Below are 15,493 nucleotides of genomic sequence, written 5' to 3' on the forward strand. Positions count from 1 at the left end.
GGGGCGGTCCGGGTGGTGGCCATGCTCCACGTAGGAAGAGCCGTTTTCAGTGATCTCCTCCTGCCGCCTCCCACCATGTCTCGGCATGCTGATGAGGCCACGGCTCTTCAGGGCCCGGGCGACGACCATCGGTACGTGGTGACCGTCGTGCCGGTCCCGCCAAGTGCCGCGGGATGGTGACGTTCCACCCCGTTTGTCCGAGCACTCATGCCTCCGTCGCGTGCATCCCGGAGGCGCGCTTGCCCTCCCAACAGGCTATCGTCGGCACATACGCTGCGGCCATGAACGATCACGTGCTCACCGCCCGCGAACACTGGTGTGGGATCGATTTCCTGCCGCCCAGGCAGCCTTCCTCACCAGCAGCGTGCTGGCCGACCGCCGGACGCCTAGGTCCGCTCTTGACATCGTGGTCCTATTAAACGAGCCGCCCGCGCCCTACCGGGAGAACTTGCTGTACCGCAGCTGGCCAGTGGAATTGTTCGTGCAAACGGCTGCCGGGCACAGCTTCGCCGACCAGGAGAGCGCGTAGGGGAGTTCGCCGTTGCTCGCCATGTGTTCCGAGGGCATACTCCTGGTGGACAAGGCTGGGCTGGGCACTTCGTTCCAGGCCGAGGCACGAAAGCGTTGGGCTGCGGGCCCGCCGCCGCTCTCGGACCGTGAGCGGAACCGTCAGCGGTACGCCCTGACCGATCTGCTCGATGGCCTGCTTGGCTGCTCGGATGCTGCCGAGCACATGTATTTGGTTTCGCACATGCTGCAGCGTGCCTAGCCGGCTAGGCCGTTTCGTTTGGATCAGCGGGCTGACCAGAGGAAGATGCCTGCGACATGGAGGCCGGCAAGGTAGATGGTCGCAGTCTTCTCGTAGCGGGTGGCGATCCCTCGCCATTGCTTGAGGCGGTTGATGCACCGCTCGACGGTGTTGCGCTGCTTGTAGGTCTCACGGTCGAAGGCGGGAGGGCGCCCGCCTCGGCTGCCTCGCCGCAGCCGGTGGATGTTCTGGTCCGCCCGGACGGGGATGACTGCCCGGATACGACGGCTGCGCAGGCGCTCGCGGATCGCGCGGGAGGAATACGCCTTGTCTGCCAGGACCACGCCCGGCCGAGTGCGGGGCCTGCCCCGGTGACGGGGGACGCGCAGACGTGCCATCACTTCAGTGAAGGCAGGCGCGTCGTTGGCCTGCCCGCCGGTGAGGACGAACACCAGAGGACGGCAGCGGCCGTCGGCCGCAAGGGGGATCTTGGTGGTCAGTCCTCCGCGGGACCGACCGATGGCGTGGTCGGCCGGCTCGCCTGTCGGGGCCCCTTTTTGCGGGCCCCGGCAGCGTGCTGGTGAGCACGGACGATCGTGGAGTCGACCGACACCACCCAGTCGAGGTCGTCCTCGTCGTCGGCCTGGGCCATCAGCGCGGTGAACACGCGCTCCCAGATGCCGTCGGCCGCCCACATCCGCAGCCGGTTGTAGACGCCCCGCCAGTTGCCGAACTTCTCCGGCAGGTACATCCACTGCGTCCCGGTCTGGAACTTGTAGGCGATCGCGTCGATCACCTCACGGTGATCCCGCCACCGGCCACCCCGCTTCGGGGAGCGGTCCGGAAGTAACGGCTCGATCCGCGCCCACTGCGCGTCAGTCAACGGCACACCCGACCAACGATCAGACGATCGGAAGGGAGCGGCTATACGCCGGCCACGTCACCGGCCCTGCCGGTCGACGTCCACCAGTTGATCACGCGGACGGCCATCGCCTCTGGCCGCAGACCCAGAGGGTCGAGACCGAAATGATCTTCCAGCTCGTGCCGGAGGAACTCACCGATCTCGGTCCGGTCGGCACCGGACCGGAGCCGTTGGAGCAGAGGAGCGAGCATGCAGTCGTACTCGTCCTGCACATCGTCAGCCACGCCGATCGGATCCCACTCATTGAGCAGATGCCGCAGGTCGTCCTTGGCGGTGTTCCAGGGTCTCATCGCCCAAGACTGCCACCCACGAACGACCATCACCACCCGACCCCCTGATCCAAACGAAACCTCCTAGGCCGCTTCTGACGGCTCTTTTCGGGCGGAGTGGACCAAGCCGCGAGCCGGGCAGGCATCGGGCATAGTGCGACGACATGGCTGACCGACGCGCAGTGGCGGACGATCGAGCCGTTGTTGCCGACCAACAGCCGACTTGGCGGGCAGTGGTCGGACAGTGGTGAACGGCGTACTGTTCCGGGCTCGTACCGGGGTGCCCTGGCGAGATCTGCCGGAAGGGTGCGGCCCCTGGCAGACCGTCTACGATCGGCATCGCCGCTGGTAGAACGAGCGGCACCTGGCAACGAATCCTGGCCGAGCTGCAGATCGAGGCCGATGCCAGCGCCTCGGCGGCACCCTGGTCCGTAGCCCGGAGCAGGAGTGGGCGGTGAGCATCGACTCCGCCTCCTTCCGGGCCCACCAGCACGCGGCCGGCGCCGGCACCGACCGCCGCGGGACTTCCCGGAAAAGGGGCCGGGGGCGCGTGTGGAGGCCGAAGGGCGGGAGGCCCTGAGGCACTCAAGGGGCGGACTTACCACCAGATTTACCTGCTGGCCGACGACCGGGTTCGCCCGCTGACCTGGCTGACCACTCCAGGCCAACGCGGCGACAGCCCATGCTCAAGCCCTGCTGCAGGGCCTGCCTGCGCGTTCCGCGGCGCGGTCCGGCCGCCCACGCCGCCTACGCGGCGACAAGGCCTACCTCAGCCGCGTAAACCGGGCCCATTCACGACGTCGGTACATCGAAGCCACCATCACCGAGCCGGGCGACCAGCGAGGCAACCGCCGACGGCGAGGCCGATCCGGCGGGCGCCCGCCGGCCTTCGACAAGGTCCAGTACCGGCACCGCAGCGCGGTCGAGCGCTGCGTGAGCAAGTGGAAGCAGTTTCGGACTGTGGCCACCCGCTTCGACAAACGCGCTACCTGTTCACCGTCACGCTGACCGTCGCCGCCATCGTCATCTGGCTCCGCGACACCGTCCAAGAGTCCATCACAACCGACCTAACCCTGCTGGTCGGCGGACAGTGGCTCGACGGCGGCAAGTGGTTGTCGCGGCGGTTGGACGCTGCCGACCCCGGGCTGCACTAGGCGTTGATCGAGGCCGCAGAGCAAGCGATTGCCGGGCACACGGGCGTCTTCGCCGCGATCGCGGCAGGGTGTCGGACCAGGTCGGCGGCCCCCTGTGGGACGGGTACACCCTCCGATGGATAGCTGGGGCGCGACTAACGCTTCGGATCCCCTGTCGGCCTCGAACCGAAACCTTCGCTCTACAAGTGGCGGTGATTCACCGATCGAGGGTGTTCGTGCCTGCCGGGTGGTGCTGTCCTCGCAGGTCAGTACCACCCGGCCTAACGGGGCGCCTCTCAGTGCCTCATGTTCCGCCGTCCGCTCACGCACGGAAAGCTATCGGCGCGGCGGGATATGAACTCACGACCTCCGAACGAGGCCCGGTTGCTGATCCCGCCAGCCAGGATGACATTTCCGCGGGTCAGATGGGTGGGATCGGTTGGTGTCGCGGGAAGCTCGAAGAGGCTCGGAGGGCGGGTTGGCCCCCGGGGCGGCGCCGGCCCCACCGCAGCGTTGCATTCGAGGCCGGACGGTGGTGCACACGCCAACCGTTTACCTGATGCAGGTCAGCAGTGTGCGGCGTCCATATAACCACCGGGCGTCGCACACTGCTCGGTCATCCAAATTCCCATGGCTCGAACGGCCGGTCGGCCATCGCCTGCTCACCACTCGCAGCCGCGACTGGTGAGCAGCGAGTCGGCCTCAGCGGTTGAGGAACCGAGTGGCCAGGACCTGGATAATGACGCCACCGCCGGCGAACGCGGCACCCTTGAGGATCTGGAGCACCAGGGCCCAGCGGAGGAAGCGGAGTCGGCGGCACACCTTTCCCCACTGGAGCCCGAGACGCCTCCTGGGGCCAACGGCAGCGCGGAGCTGTCGACAGACAGCCTTGATTGTCCTGGCCAGTCGAGCCAGGAGGGCCTTACTATTCAAGACGAAACTCCTAGTTGGTCATCGTTCTAACGGGTGTTTCGGCAGGGGAGGTCGCGGTTATGGTTTTGCAGACCCTTCCGACCGGGCCTCCCCTGCACTGCCGGGCGGGGGTGCGCGACAGTTGCCATCAAGAAGGCCGCAGCATCCCCCGCAGCTGTTGCCGGGCATACATGCCCCTCTGTTTCTGATTCGACTGAGAACCAATCATTCGAGATGCTAACGGAGCCCGCCGAGAGCGATTGCAATCTCCATCGAATTCCTTCCAGCAGACCCCGCAGAGCGAATAAGGATTTCCATATCTCCTTTCATGCCTGCACGAGCGAGGGCATCTGCAGCGGCGCCGACCTCCGCCTCGCTCAGTGCCGCTGCCAAGCTCTGCAGAATATCGACGCGGTCGGCAACAGCCATCGCCGCCAGGCGCGCGGGGAAATCCGGTTTCGGCAGCAGCGCACTGCGCTCTCCGCACGGCGGCGCGGCGGTTGATGGACCGTTGCGCCGGTCCCTCTTGCCAGCAGGGGTACCGAGGGGGCCGTTGCGCCGGTCCCCCTCGTCGGCGGTGTCGGAAACGATATTGCGCCGGTCCCTCTTGGCTCCCGCCTCGTTGCAAGTGCGGGCCCCCGCCGTCCGCCGGGCTGCATGGAGGAGCGACTTGAGCACTGCAAACTCGCAGGCCAGTGCGGCGACATCCTGATCGTTCGTCACCTCCTCCAGCGCCAGCCTGGACAAATCCTCCACGGCCGCCAGACGCGGAAGCCGCCGCCCGTTGAGCCAGTGGGAGAGGAGCGGCGGCGAGACGTGCAGGGCCTTGGCCTTCTGCGCCATCGTCGTGCCGGGGCGAACATGGTGGATGAGGCGCTTGAGGGTGTTGGCGAAGTCCTGCACCTCCTCCGTGGCCCCGGGCGCGCAGGTGGTGCTAATCGATCCAAGTGACGGCATGCCAAACGAACCCTTCCGCTCGCCCGAAATCGCCTATGGAGAGAACCGGTGATCACCGGAAGCCTAGCCACCCCCGGGCTCCATGGCGTACGGTTCCGCGCTTTTTCCCTGACTACTTTTCACGAGGGGACTTTCAACTCCGATGACGACAAACGATGCCGAATCGGATCTTTACGGACTCCCCTTTTTCCCTCGTCCGAGTAAAGACCTCTAATCGCTGGAATGAGTGCGCAGGGCCGTGCTAGTAATGAATGCCCGCAGTCCACTACCCACCAGCGCCACCCCAAGGGTCTCCCGGCGGGAGGCCTCGCGAATGGAGATTTCATGCCGTCCTGGCAGGATGCCGGCCTCGGAACGATGAAGCGCGTGGCCTTGTGGTTGGTCTCCGTGGTCGGTGAAGGCAACACCTTCACCAAGGAGGACCTGCGTACGGCCTTTCCCGGGGTGTCCCAAGTCGACCGCCGCATGCGAGACCTCCGCAATTTCGGTTGGCTCATCGCCACCAACAGGGAAGACGAGGAGCTTGACTCTCACGAGCAGCGCTTCGTGAAGCCCGGCGATCCTGTCTGGGAGCCGGGCCGCGCGACCCGCAAGACAGGAACGATCGCGATCGGGGCAGCGCGCCGACGCGAGGTGCTGGCTAGGGACGGGAACATGTGCCGCTCCTGCGGCATCACCCCCGGCGAGATCTACGCCGGCACCTATGAGGCAGCCCAGCTCGACATCGCCCGTAGGGAAGTGGTGAAGCCGGACGGCACCGAGGCCACGGAATTGGTCACCGAGTGCAAGCGGTGCCGGGTGGGAGGCAGGTCGCTCGCCGCGGATCTCGACAAGGTACTCAAAGCAACCGACGCTCTTGACCCGGCCGAGCGCAGCGTACTGTCCAACTGGATGGCGGCCGACCAACGGGAGTTCAATCGCCTGGAGCAAATCTGGAGCGACTACCGCTCTCTGCCTGAGGCGTCGCGTGCGCAGCTCCGGGCGGAACTGGGAGTTAGCTGAGCAGTCCGGTTGCACGGAACAATCCTCGTAAGAACGCGAACGGAAGCAGGAGCAAGTACATGGTCAAGGGCTACGGTCTGCCGCCGAGTGCCGAGGAGAACCGCGCCCTCGTCCGGTCCCGGTTGGAGGAGATCGCGGCCGGCGGCGGCCCTCGGGAAACCTTCACTGTCGAGTGGCGGGGCGGGCCGGAGCATCTGGAAGTCATCCAGATGCCGGTGGGCAGCCTCTACTACAACCCGGCAACCCACCGCATCCGCGCACAGGCCGGCCACGACCCGAAGCAGGCGGCAGTGCTTGTGGACGACCCCTGGAGCAGCGACAGCCAGGCATACCTGGCCCGCCTCCTACAAGTGCTTCCGGCAGACCCCGCCCGGACTGATCCTGAGTTCGACGAGCTGACAGCGAGCCTGAAGGAGTACGGGCAGACCGAGCCTGGGCTGATCACTCACGAAGGCGTCCTCGTCAACGGCAATACCCGGCGTGCTGCTCTAATGCAGCTTTACGGCCCCAACCACGCCATGCGTGTGGCTGTACTGCCGCCTTCTTGCGACTGGCAGGACATCGCCGCAATCGAGCTATCGCTCCAGTTGCGCAAGGAACACCGGCGGGACTACTCGTACATCAACCGGTTGCTCGCGGTTCAGGAGCTGGTAGATCAAGGAACGCCCCTCGCAGTCATCGCCGCTACCTTTCGCACGACCGCGGAACGCTGTCGGCAGGATCAGTGGGTGCTCGCCCGGATCGAGTCGCTGATCGAGCGAAGCAAGACGGCCGGCGAGCAGCTGTCCTTGGTCGCTTTCGAGGACCAGGCCGAGAAGTTCCGAGAACTGCAACGCGCCTACGCCAAGCAGTATGCGGTCAATCCCGAGAAGGCAGATCTGCTGCTGGAGAACCGAATGGCGGCCATGCTCCTGGGTTTCGCCAAGACCGATGTCCGGTTCATCGACCACGACTTCCGCGACCGCTACCTCTCCCGGACACTGCCTAACGGTGAGACCCCGTCTATGGGGTCGGAGGGTGTGGCGATCCCCGGTCTGGGGCGGGCCGTGAAGGGTCCGTCCGCCTCTCTTAGCGCGGCCATAGCGCTGACAGACGCCGTCCTGCACGCACGAGTTGTCAGCCGACCGGACAGCACGGCCCCGCAAGAAGTCGCGGCTGAGGCACAAAAAGAGGTCAGGCGGTTGCAGGAGGCGATGGACCAGGCCATCAGCTTCGCCGGCCGAGACGCGCGTATCAAGAAGCGTAAGCAGGCTGCTCCTGCCCGCCTGGCTGAGGCCGGCCGCTGCATCGAGCTGTGCGTTACTGACCTGGCCCTGTCCCGGGCGCAGCGGAGCCTGGACGAGGAATCGTTCGACGACGCCGTCACTGACCTGCGGCAGAAGCTGGAGAAGCTCGCTGCTGAGGTGAAGCGCACCGTGCAGCAACCCGGAGACGCTGTGACGTGGTTTCTGGAGACGTTCGGTAAGGCGCAGTAGATGGCCGACGAACCCAGTCTGACGATCGGCTTCGACGTCACTCGCACCCAGGCAGCGTTGCGGACTGTGCCCGAGTGCCGTGGTGCGCTCGGGCAGTTGATCGCCAGCTTCCCCAGCGGCCGGATGACCGACAAACTTTCGGCATCTGTCCCCATCGACGGCTTTCTCGCCAGTATTAGCGCGCTCGGGACCTGGCCCCGTCCGGACAGCGTTGTCTGGGAGGGAGACTTCCGCCTCCTTGTAACCGAGATGCTCGACACGGCGGACACGGCGGAACGACTCCTCAGCGGCTCTCCCGAAGAGGACACCGTCGAGCTGGAGTCGGTGCCGACTTTGCTGGGCGACGACTGGACCGGTCCCCTCACCCCGTTCCAGCTCCGTGACGTAGCTCGACTGCTTTCGGTTGGCCACGGCGCCAACTTCAGCGTGCCTGGCGCCGGCAAGACTCGCGTCTCTCTCGCTGTGTTTTCTGCGCTCCGCGAGCGCGGAGCTGTGGATCGCATGCTCGTAGTGAGCCCCAAGTCCGCTTACGAGGCATGGGAAGGGGAGGCCGAGCAATGTTTTTCCACTCAGCTCGACGTGCAGGTGCTCGGCAAGTCGGCGCCAACTCTGGCGGACATCCTCCTTGTCAACTACGAGCGTCTGGACCGGGCTCTCGCCGGGCTGTCCCAGTGGTTGAAGGCAGCTCCGGCGATGCTCGTCCTCGATGAGGCGCACCGCATGAAGCTCGGGGGAGCTGGGGTGTACGGCGCCGCGTGCATGGCTCTGGGCCCTCTCAGTCGAGTCCGGATGATCCTCAGCGGTACCCCTGCGCCTAATGGCGCCAAGGACCTGGAGAACCTGCTTTCCTTCGTCTGGCCGGGGCACGGTCGGCGCGCGGTCACCCAGGCCGTCGACGGCGGGGACCTCGCCCATGCCAGCCGAGTACTGCGCCCGCTGTATACGCGAACGACCAAGGAGGAGCTGGGGCTGCCTCCCGTGGAGACGAGAACGCGCCGTCTCCCGATGCCGCCACTACACCGCGAGATCTACGACGCTCTGGTGGGCAGGCTCTCGGCCAGGGCGGCGGCGGACCGAACCGACTTCGAAGCGCTCGGCAAAACGGCGCTTCGCCTACTGATGGCGGCTACCAGCCCGGCTTTGATAGTGGCAGGCTCCACACGCCACGAGCCTCTGCACTTCCGCGTGCCACCGTTGCAGGTCGCCGAAGAGGACTCGCTTTCCATGCTCCTTCGCCAGCTCCCCGACTACGAGCTGCCGCCCAAGTACCAGGAGACTCTCTCCATCGTCTCCGCCAATGCTGCGGCGGGACGCAAGACTCTGGTATGGACGAGCTTCGTGCGCAGCATCACGTCGCTCCGAGTACTGCTGGCCCCGTTCCAGCCAGCAGCTGTGCACGGGGGCACCCCCGACCGGGAAGCTGAGTTGCGCCGCTTCCGGGAAGATCCGGGCTGTACGGTCCTGATCTCCAATCCGGCGACCCTCGGCGAGGGCATCAGCCTTCACCAGGTATGCCATGACGCGGTCTATGTGGACCGTGATTTCCAGGCCGGCCGGTTCCTGCAGAGCCTTGACCGCGTTCATCGCCTCGGCCTCGCCCCGGACACGGAGACACGGGTTACGATCCTCGCAGCCGAGGGCAGCGTCGATGAGGTAGTAGCTCTTCGACTGGCGGAGAAGCTGGACTTCATGGGGCGGATTCTCGACGATCCGGAGGTGCAGCAACTCGGCGACCCCGAGGAGGAGCTCCCGCTTGCCGCGGGGATGGATGTCGCCGACGTGCGAGCGCTTCTGGAGCACCTAGGGGCGGGAGCGGCTTAGCGTCGGCGGAATTTCGATTCAGAGAGTCCCGTATCGCAGCAGTGCCTCGACGGCATCCGCTTCTCGCTGCAGCACAATGCGCCCACGCCGTTGCTGAAGGCCGGAATCCGGCCGCCTGCGTCCAGCCCCGCCCCCGCCAGGTGCCCCAACGGCAGGGACGCTCGGCCCTCGTCACCGATCTGCAGTTCTGCTGGTTCGCGTATCGCAGCCAGAGTCCGCCGTTTCCCACCGCAGGCTGGGCTGCCGTGCCGCCAGGAGCCCGGATAGAGTCCCGCCGTGGACGGCGAAGCGATGAGCACGCAGGCGGCCCTGTGGCCTGTTGACGAATCCGACGACCCAGAACTGGATGCAGTTGTGCAGCAGGTCCTTGCCGCCGACCCGCACGGCAGGAGGCTTGCAGCGGCGATCCGGCGGAGCATCGACATGCTCCTGGACGGCCAGCACACTGGTCGCTTCCGGTGGGACCAGTTGTACAAGACCGAGAAGGCCCACTTGGGTACCCTGATCGAAATCAACGTCCAGCGCGAGTTCGGTTTTACGGACGGCCTCAAAATGGACTACTCGATCGCCGGCACCGATGTCGACTGCAAGTACTCGCAGACGCTCGGCGGGTGGATGATCCCGCCAGAGGCCCTCGGCCACCTACTGCTTGTCGTCTGGGCCAGCGACGAAGAGTCCAGTTGGTCCGCTGGTCTCGTGCGCGCCCTGCCCGAGAGGCTGAACAACGGCGGCAACCGGGACTCCAAGAAGACGCTGAACGCTGCAGGACGGACTGCCGTGCGGTGGTTGTTCCGCCGGGCTCGCCTCCAGGAGAACATGCTGCTGCGGCTCTCCGAAGCCGACATCAAAGCGATCTTCTCTCACAAGAGCGGCCAGCGCCGAGTAGATGATCTCTTTCTGCGAGCTCAGGGCCTGCGGATCAGCCGTACTGTCGTCGCTACTGTGGCGATGCAGGAGGACTACATGAAGCGCGTCCGCTACAACGGCGGAGCGCGCTCGCGACTTCAACCCCGGGGCATCGTTATCCTGGGTCATTACTCCAGCCACGGCCGGATCGCCGAAGCGCTCGGTCTGCCCGTACCGGGTTCGGGCGAGTCGGTGAGTGCACGACTTGCGGCTGCCCGCCCCCACCACGGGGAGGCGCCGAGAATAGAGCTGGGTGGACAAGAATGGGTCCTCGCCAAGCCGGATGACCCGGAGGAAGCCGTCCCTAAACTGCCGGAGATATGAGCAAGCAAGGACTACCAGAAGCGCAGAACGAGCAGTGGACGCCTCCCGAGGGATCCTGGGCGTCTTCGGCCGCGAACCGGCGGAGCATGCTCGGCAACCGGAATCGGGACACCGCACCCGAGCTACTCCTCCGCTCGCTCGTGCACGCTGCCGGACTGCGCTACCGGGTTGCTGCCAAACCGCTTCCGAAGATGCGCCGCACCGCTGACATCGTCTTCCGCCCAGTGAAGGTGGCCGTTTTCATCGACGGCTGCTTCTGGCACGGCTGTCCAGAGCACTTCGTGATGCCCAAGACCAACCGGCCGTACTGGGAGGACAAGATCGGCCGGAATATGCAGCGCGACCGTGATACAGATGACCGCCTCAGCGAGGCCGGCTGGCTGGTGCTCCGCTTCTGGGAGCACCTCGATCCGGACACGTGCGCCCGCACTGTCGTCGAAGCCGTCACCGCACGGCGGCAGGGGGCTGCGCCGCTGAAGCGCCAGGGCTAGCCGTCCCTGCCACCGGGTGGCTGCGGCAGCAGCGCAGCGATCAGCTGATCTTCGCCTGGTTCATTGCGAAGAGCTCGTGCCGCTGGTGGCCTTCTTGGCCCACAAATGCCTTGAATTCGCCGAGCTTGTATCCCAGGGCACCGCTTGAGCGCGGAACGCGGGTGATGACGAAATCCCGCTCCAGGTGGGCGAGGCGCCTCTCGACTTCCGGCTCGGACATGTGCTGCCCCTGCTTCTCCAGCCGCCGGATGATCTGATCGACGCCGAGAGGGCGTTCCAAGCCGCGAAGCAGCCTGTATACCGGGTCGTGGACGGCCTCCGTGGCTTCCACGAGTTCGTTCCGCTCGCCTTCCTTCCGCAGAGCCCGGGCGATGGACTGACCGACAGCCTCGGCGACGGGAGGCGGGAAGGCATTGCCCACCTGCCGGTACGTGGTGGTCTTGCGGCCTTCGAAGACCCACTTGTCTTCGGGCTTCCACCCCTGGATGCGTGCGACCATCTCGACGGTGAGTTTCGGCCCGGGCTTGCCAGCGGCTGGCTTCCAACCGGGTCCAGGGGCTTCGTCTTCAACGCCCATGGCATCTACGCCCAGCTTCGCCCACGCTGCCTTGGCTCGGGTCGGGCCAAGATCCGCTCCGCCATGCTTCTTCGATCCCCCCACGATAGTGGGCGCGATGTTGTTTGCGCTGTCTGCCCAGGCGCGGGCGCCTTCCCACCCCCGGGCTGCCATCAGGTCGTAGAGCGCCTCGCCCACAGTTGGCTGAAGGCCAGGGAGCTCCTCCGGCCAGGAGAAGTACTCTGCGTACTCGGGGAGTAGCGCTACGAGCACGAAGCGTGGTCGGAGCTGGGGGACGCCGAAGTCGGAAGCCTGCAGGAGCTTCCACTGGGCCGCGTAACCTGCACTCTGCAGGGTGTCCAGGACATTCTGGCGATATGCGGCGAAGCGGTTAGCGCTCAGGCCTCGGACGTTCTCCAGCAGGAGGGCCTTCGGCTGGACCCGCCCGGCCAGGTTGACTGCCCAGGCGAACAAGTCGCGTTCATCTGTGGCGCCGAGCTGCTTGCCTGCGATCGTAAACGGGGGGCAGGGCACACCGCCCGCGAGCAAGTCCAGCTGCTCGCCGTCCACGGTGCGGTAGTCCTCGGGGGTCCATGTTCCGGGATCTGCGACATCGCCTTCCACTACATGCCAGGCCGGACGATTCCGACGAAGCGTGGCAGCGGCATTTGCGTCAAGCTCTACCGCCAGGGCGTGCTCGAAGCCTGCGCGCTCCAAACCAAGGGCCTGCCCACCCGCTCCCGCACAGATTTCGACCACATGCAGATCCGTCATACGTCCTCCATACACGCGCACTGCCCACCGCCTACTCGGCTGCACTCGGCGGGCCGGACTCGAACGTGCGAACGGGTCCGTCTGTCGCACGAACATCCCAGCTGCGCGGCAGGAAGTCCATCGCGACTGAGACGTACAGCTGACCGCGAACGCGACCAGTGGGGATGACCAGTCTAAAGGGCCGGTCGCCTGCCGACCGGGGCCCACCGGGTGGCTGCGCAAGATTTTCAAGAAAGCCCGTCCAAATGCAGCTCACCTGCGAGTTTCTCCACTACCGCGCACTGGGGCAACCTGCCCCACGCCCATCTCAGCAGCTATGGCGTGGAAGCTGGAGCTGGATCGCAACCCGCCACCACGCCGTCTGACTGCTCTGTGTTGTCGCCTCGATGGAAGAACCTGGCGGCCGAGGCGCCTGCCGTCATGTGTTCAGCGGCGCGGAGCGCAAGACCGGTGAGTGACCTCGTTAGCTGCGGGTCGCGGTTGCGAGGGCAGCGTGGTGGGGCGCACCTGTGTCGCGTAGCCGCTGCGGGCCTGGGCGGCGAGGGCCTGGCGCTGGGTGCGGGACGGTGACCGAACCGCTGGATGCGCCAGGTCAGCGTCCTTGCAGGTGAGCGGGCGTCGTCCAGCGAGCGTTGGCGGGCAGCCTGCTCGATGAGCATACCTGGCCGGTGGCCGACGGTTTCACCGTCGGTGAGCACTGCGGTGAGGGCCGGCCAGGCGGGATCTTCGAGGATTACCTCCGCGCGCTGGGGCAAGATCGCGCGGATTTGCTGGGCGTGGTGTTCGGCGGTGTGAGCGGGTGGGGTGCGCTGAGAGAGGGCGGCCAGGGGTACGGCTGCGGCCTGGTCGTAGGCGGCCTGGATGTGCAGCAGGCTCTCGCGGGCGGCCAGGACCTGCTGGTCGTGGCGGCGAGCCTGGTGCCAGCGGGCGGCGGCGATGGCAACGAGGACGGCTGCGTCTAGGAACATCGCGAGGGTGGCTCCGTCCTTGGGGCGGGTTCTCGGAGCATGGAGCGGACGGCCCCGCGTAGTGCGCGTGCGTGGTGGTGTTCGGTGCGGATGCGGGAGCGGGTGGCGCGTTCGAAGGCTTGGGCGGCCTGGCCGAGGTGGGGCCGGACTTTCTTGGGTGCGAGGACGGGGAGGGCGTCGAGGGCTTCGCCGAAGGCGGCGAGGTGGGCCTGCGCGGCCGCATCGTTTCCCTGGTCGAGGAGGGCGGGGATGCGTTCGGCTGCGGCGGTGGCCTGGTGCCATGGGTCGGGCTGCCGTCGGCTTCCCGGCTGCTGGTCGGCGGGGTCTGCGTCGGTGGCGGTCAGGCGTTCGCGGATCTTGGGGAAGGACAGGTCGGGGGCGAGTTTGGAGCCGGAGAACCAGATGTGCTGGCCTGCGGCGTTGGTATCGCCGTCGAGGGCGACCTTGTAGCCGCGGATGTCACCGGAGGGGAAGCGTTGCACGTCGACGAGGACACCGGTGCCTGCGAGCACGGTGAGGAACTCCTCGGGATCGGTGGCCACCGCCACAGCGGTGCGGACGGTGGTGCGCAGGCGCTCACGGGAGGTGGCCTGGTGGCCGGCGCGGTGGGCCTTTTCCTGTTCGGCGCGGGTAGGGCGTCGGGCTGCGGTGCGGTCACCGCGAACGACGCGGTGAAGGTCGTATTCCTTCTCCACGGCGGCGAGCTCGCGGTCGGCGGTCAGGTAGTCGTTCCAGTGGCGGGCAGGGCGCAGGCCTGCTCGGACCTTGGTGGCGACGATGTGGATGTGGTCGGGAGCGTGCCGTACGGCGACCCACCGGCAGCCGTCGGGATCCGCGGCGGGGGCGATGCCGGTGGCCGCGACGACACGACGGGCGATCTGGTCCCAATCTTCGTCGCTGAGGATGCGGTCCTCGGGTGCGGCACGGAGCGAGCAGTGCCACACGTGCTGCTCGGGAGTCCGGCCGAGCCTCCTGGCCTGCTTGACGTGCAGGTCGAGGTCTTGGATGAGGAGCTTCTTGGTGGCGTCGAAGTCGGCGGCGCGGCCAGGGTCGGGGGCGAAGCCGTCCCAGGAGGCGACCAGGTGCGGGTCGGTGTGGTCCTTGGCCTTCTTGGTGTCGAACAGGTACCGGATCAGGCCGGTCGTGCTCTTGCCACTGCTGATCTTCGCGATCACGCGGCCGCCTTCGCAGAGACGGCTCGGTTTGCGGCCGCCGCGATGCCGCCGATGGTGCTCCGGACGGTGTTCAGGGTGCGTTCGGCCTGGGCCAGGGTGGCGGCATCCCCAGCGTGTGGATTGCCGCCGGAGTTGAGCACGCGGGCGATCTGGTTGACGTTGTTGCCGATCCTCGCGACCTGGGCGCGGAGGGCGTTGAGCTCGTCGATGTAGTCGTCGGTGGGGGTGCGCTGGCCGGGCACGGAGAGATCACCGTCGACGTAGGCCATGACGGCAGCACCTACGAGGTAGGCGCCAGTGATGTTCAGTGACTGGGCCTTGGCGCGGATCTTCGACTTCTCCTCGACGCTGTAGCGGGCGTCCACCCGCTCCTTGCGCTGCCCCTCGCCGTAGGGGCGGCGGCGGGCGATGCGATGCAGGGCTGCTACGTCGGCGGCGCGCGGCAGTGGCGGAGCGGCCGCATCGACGGGCTTGGCCTCCTCGGGCACCCCCTGGTGCCCGAGCCCGAGTGCCTGCGCCACCCCTGGGGCGCTGGCTTCCCCGTTGGCGCCGTCCGTGGACGGTCCAACGGGATACCTTGCTGGCGCGTGGATGGCGTGGTTGGTCAGTCGGCTGATGCGATGAGCTTGGGTCGTGTCGGAGTTGTCCGGGGCCGGGTCAGTGCTCTGATGAGGCTTGGGGAGGCCGGTGTGGCGGGGCATGGATCGCTCCTGAGAGAGGGAGGGGAATTTGGTAGGAGGAAGGCGTGCACGGAGGAGCGTTCACGCGTGCCCCCCTTTAAGAGGGGGCACGCGCGTGAACGGTCCGGGGCGTGAACGCCGTGTGCGGTGGCGTGATCGCCTGACCTGGGGTTTCTTGTGGTTCGTGAACGCCGTGATCGGTCCGTGCAGGGGGTCACGCACACGGTGGGCGTGAACGGTTCCGTGAACGCTTTTTGCGGTCCGGCAGGCGGTTGCGGGGGTGCCTCAGCGGGCGGTCGGTGCGTTGTCCGGCCGGTCACCGGAGTCCGGTCAGGTCCGGTCAGGCCACCGGAGCTGACCGGGGCTTTGACCGGGAGTGG

11 protein-coding genes and 2 pseudogenes are annotated in these 15,493 nt (G+C 66.8%); 6 read left to right on the plus strand and 7 right to left on the minus strand.

The features are described from left to right. Positions 1–435 precede the first annotated feature (435 nt). The 3 genes from ACIGQF_RS34615 to ACIGQF_RS34625 form a co-directional block, all read right to left on the minus strand. Complete coding sequence (locus tag ACIGQF_RS34615) at positions 436–567, minus strand: hypothetical protein (RefSeq protein ID WP_399718816.1); 132 nt, start codon at positions 565–567, stop codon at positions 436–438. Between the two features lie 225 nt (positions 568–792). Beyond that, positions 793–1,637 (minus strand): IS5 family transposase gene (locus ACIGQF_RS34620; RefSeq protein WP_399718819.1). Its coding sequence is split into 2 segments (ribosomal slippage): positions 793–1,281 and positions 1,284–1,637, totalling 843 coding nucleotides; the frame shifts between segments, so codons are not numbered across the junction. A 35-nt stretch (positions 1,638–1,672) separates the two neighbouring features. Continuing rightward, positions 1,673–1,960, minus strand: a complete 288-nt coding sequence (locus ACIGQF_RS34625) for a hypothetical protein (protein ID WP_399718821.1) — start codon at positions 1,958–1,960, stop codon at positions 1,673–1,675. Positions 1,961–2,107: 147 nt separating this feature from the next. Between ACIGQF_RS34625 and ACIGQF_RS34630 the strand changes: the two are divergent. Next, a pseudogene (locus ACIGQF_RS34630) lies at positions 2,108–3,000 on the plus strand (IS5 family transposase); the annotation flags it as partial. A 1,221-nt stretch (positions 3,001–4,221) separates the two neighbouring features. On the opposite strand, the gene ACIGQF_RS34635 reads toward ACIGQF_RS34630, so the two are convergent. Then, entirely contained in the window at positions 4,222–4,887 is a 666-nt protein-coding gene (locus tag ACIGQF_RS34635; RefSeq protein WP_399718823.1) for a helix-turn-helix domain-containing protein, read from the minus strand. Positions 4,888–5,265: 378 nt separating this feature from the next. Between ACIGQF_RS34635 and ACIGQF_RS34640 the strand changes: the two genes are divergently transcribed. From ACIGQF_RS34640 to ACIGQF_RS34660, 5 genes are all read left to right on the plus strand, one after another. Beyond that, a complete protein-coding gene (locus ACIGQF_RS34640) occupies positions 5,266–5,943 on the plus strand; it encodes a hypothetical protein (protein WP_399718826.1) in 678 nt (225 codons plus the stop codon). 59 nt (positions 5,944–6,002) lie between these two features. After that, complete coding sequence (locus ACIGQF_RS34645) at positions 6,003–7,418, plus strand: transcriptional regulator (protein WP_399718828.1); 1,416 nt, start codon at positions 6,003–6,005, stop codon at positions 7,416–7,418. Beyond that, the gene (locus ACIGQF_RS34650) at positions 7,419–9,239 is read left to right on the plus strand and encodes a DEAD/DEAH box helicase (RefSeq protein WP_399718830.1); all 1,821 of its coding nucleotides are present in this window, start codon (positions 7,419–7,421) and stop codon (positions 9,237–9,239) included. It begins immediately after the preceding gene. A 276-nt stretch (positions 9,240–9,515) separates the two neighbouring features. After that, positions 9,516–10,469: a NaeI family type II restriction endonuclease gene (locus tag ACIGQF_RS34655; protein ID WP_399718832.1), complete on the plus strand. Its 954-nt coding sequence runs from the start codon at positions 9,516–9,518 to the stop codon at positions 10,467–10,469. Then, the gene (locus ACIGQF_RS34660) at positions 10,466–10,960 is read left to right on the plus strand and encodes a very short patch repair endonuclease (RefSeq protein WP_399718835.1); all 495 of its coding nucleotides are present in this window, start codon (positions 10,466–10,468) and stop codon (positions 10,958–10,960) included. The genes ACIGQF_RS34655 and ACIGQF_RS34660 overlap by 4 nt, the downstream gene beginning before the upstream one ends. A gap of 40 nt (positions 10,961–11,000) precedes the next feature. Here the strand turns inward: ACIGQF_RS34660 and ACIGQF_RS34665 are convergent, their stop codons facing one another. The 3 genes and pseudogenes from ACIGQF_RS34665 to mobC all read right to left on the minus strand — a co-directional run bounded on the left by ACIGQF_RS34665 (position 11,001) and on the right by mobC (position 14,954). Further along, on the minus strand, positions 11,001–12,290 hold the full coding sequence (locus ACIGQF_RS34665) for a DNA cytosine methyltransferase (RefSeq protein WP_399718838.1): 1,290 nt from the start codon (positions 12,288–12,290) through the stop codon (positions 11,001–11,003). Between the two features lie 497 nt (positions 12,291–12,787). Then, positions 12,788–14,433 (minus strand): annotated as a pseudogene (locus tag ACIGQF_RS34670) (relaxase/mobilization nuclease domain-containing protein); the annotation flags it as partial. Then, a complete protein-coding gene (gene mobC, locus ACIGQF_RS34675) occupies positions 14,430–14,954 on the minus strand; it encodes a plasmid mobilization relaxosome protein MobC (RefSeq protein WP_399718841.1) in 525 nt (174 codons plus the stop codon). The pseudogene ACIGQF_RS34670 and the gene mobC, both read right to left, overlap by 4 nt. Positions 14,955–15,493: the final 539 nt, after the last annotated feature.

It is taken from the genome of Streptomyces sp. NPDC053560, from assembly GCF_044544605.1.
Taxonomy (GTDB): Bacteria; Actinomycetota; Actinomycetes; order Streptomycetales; family Streptomycetaceae; genus Streptomyces.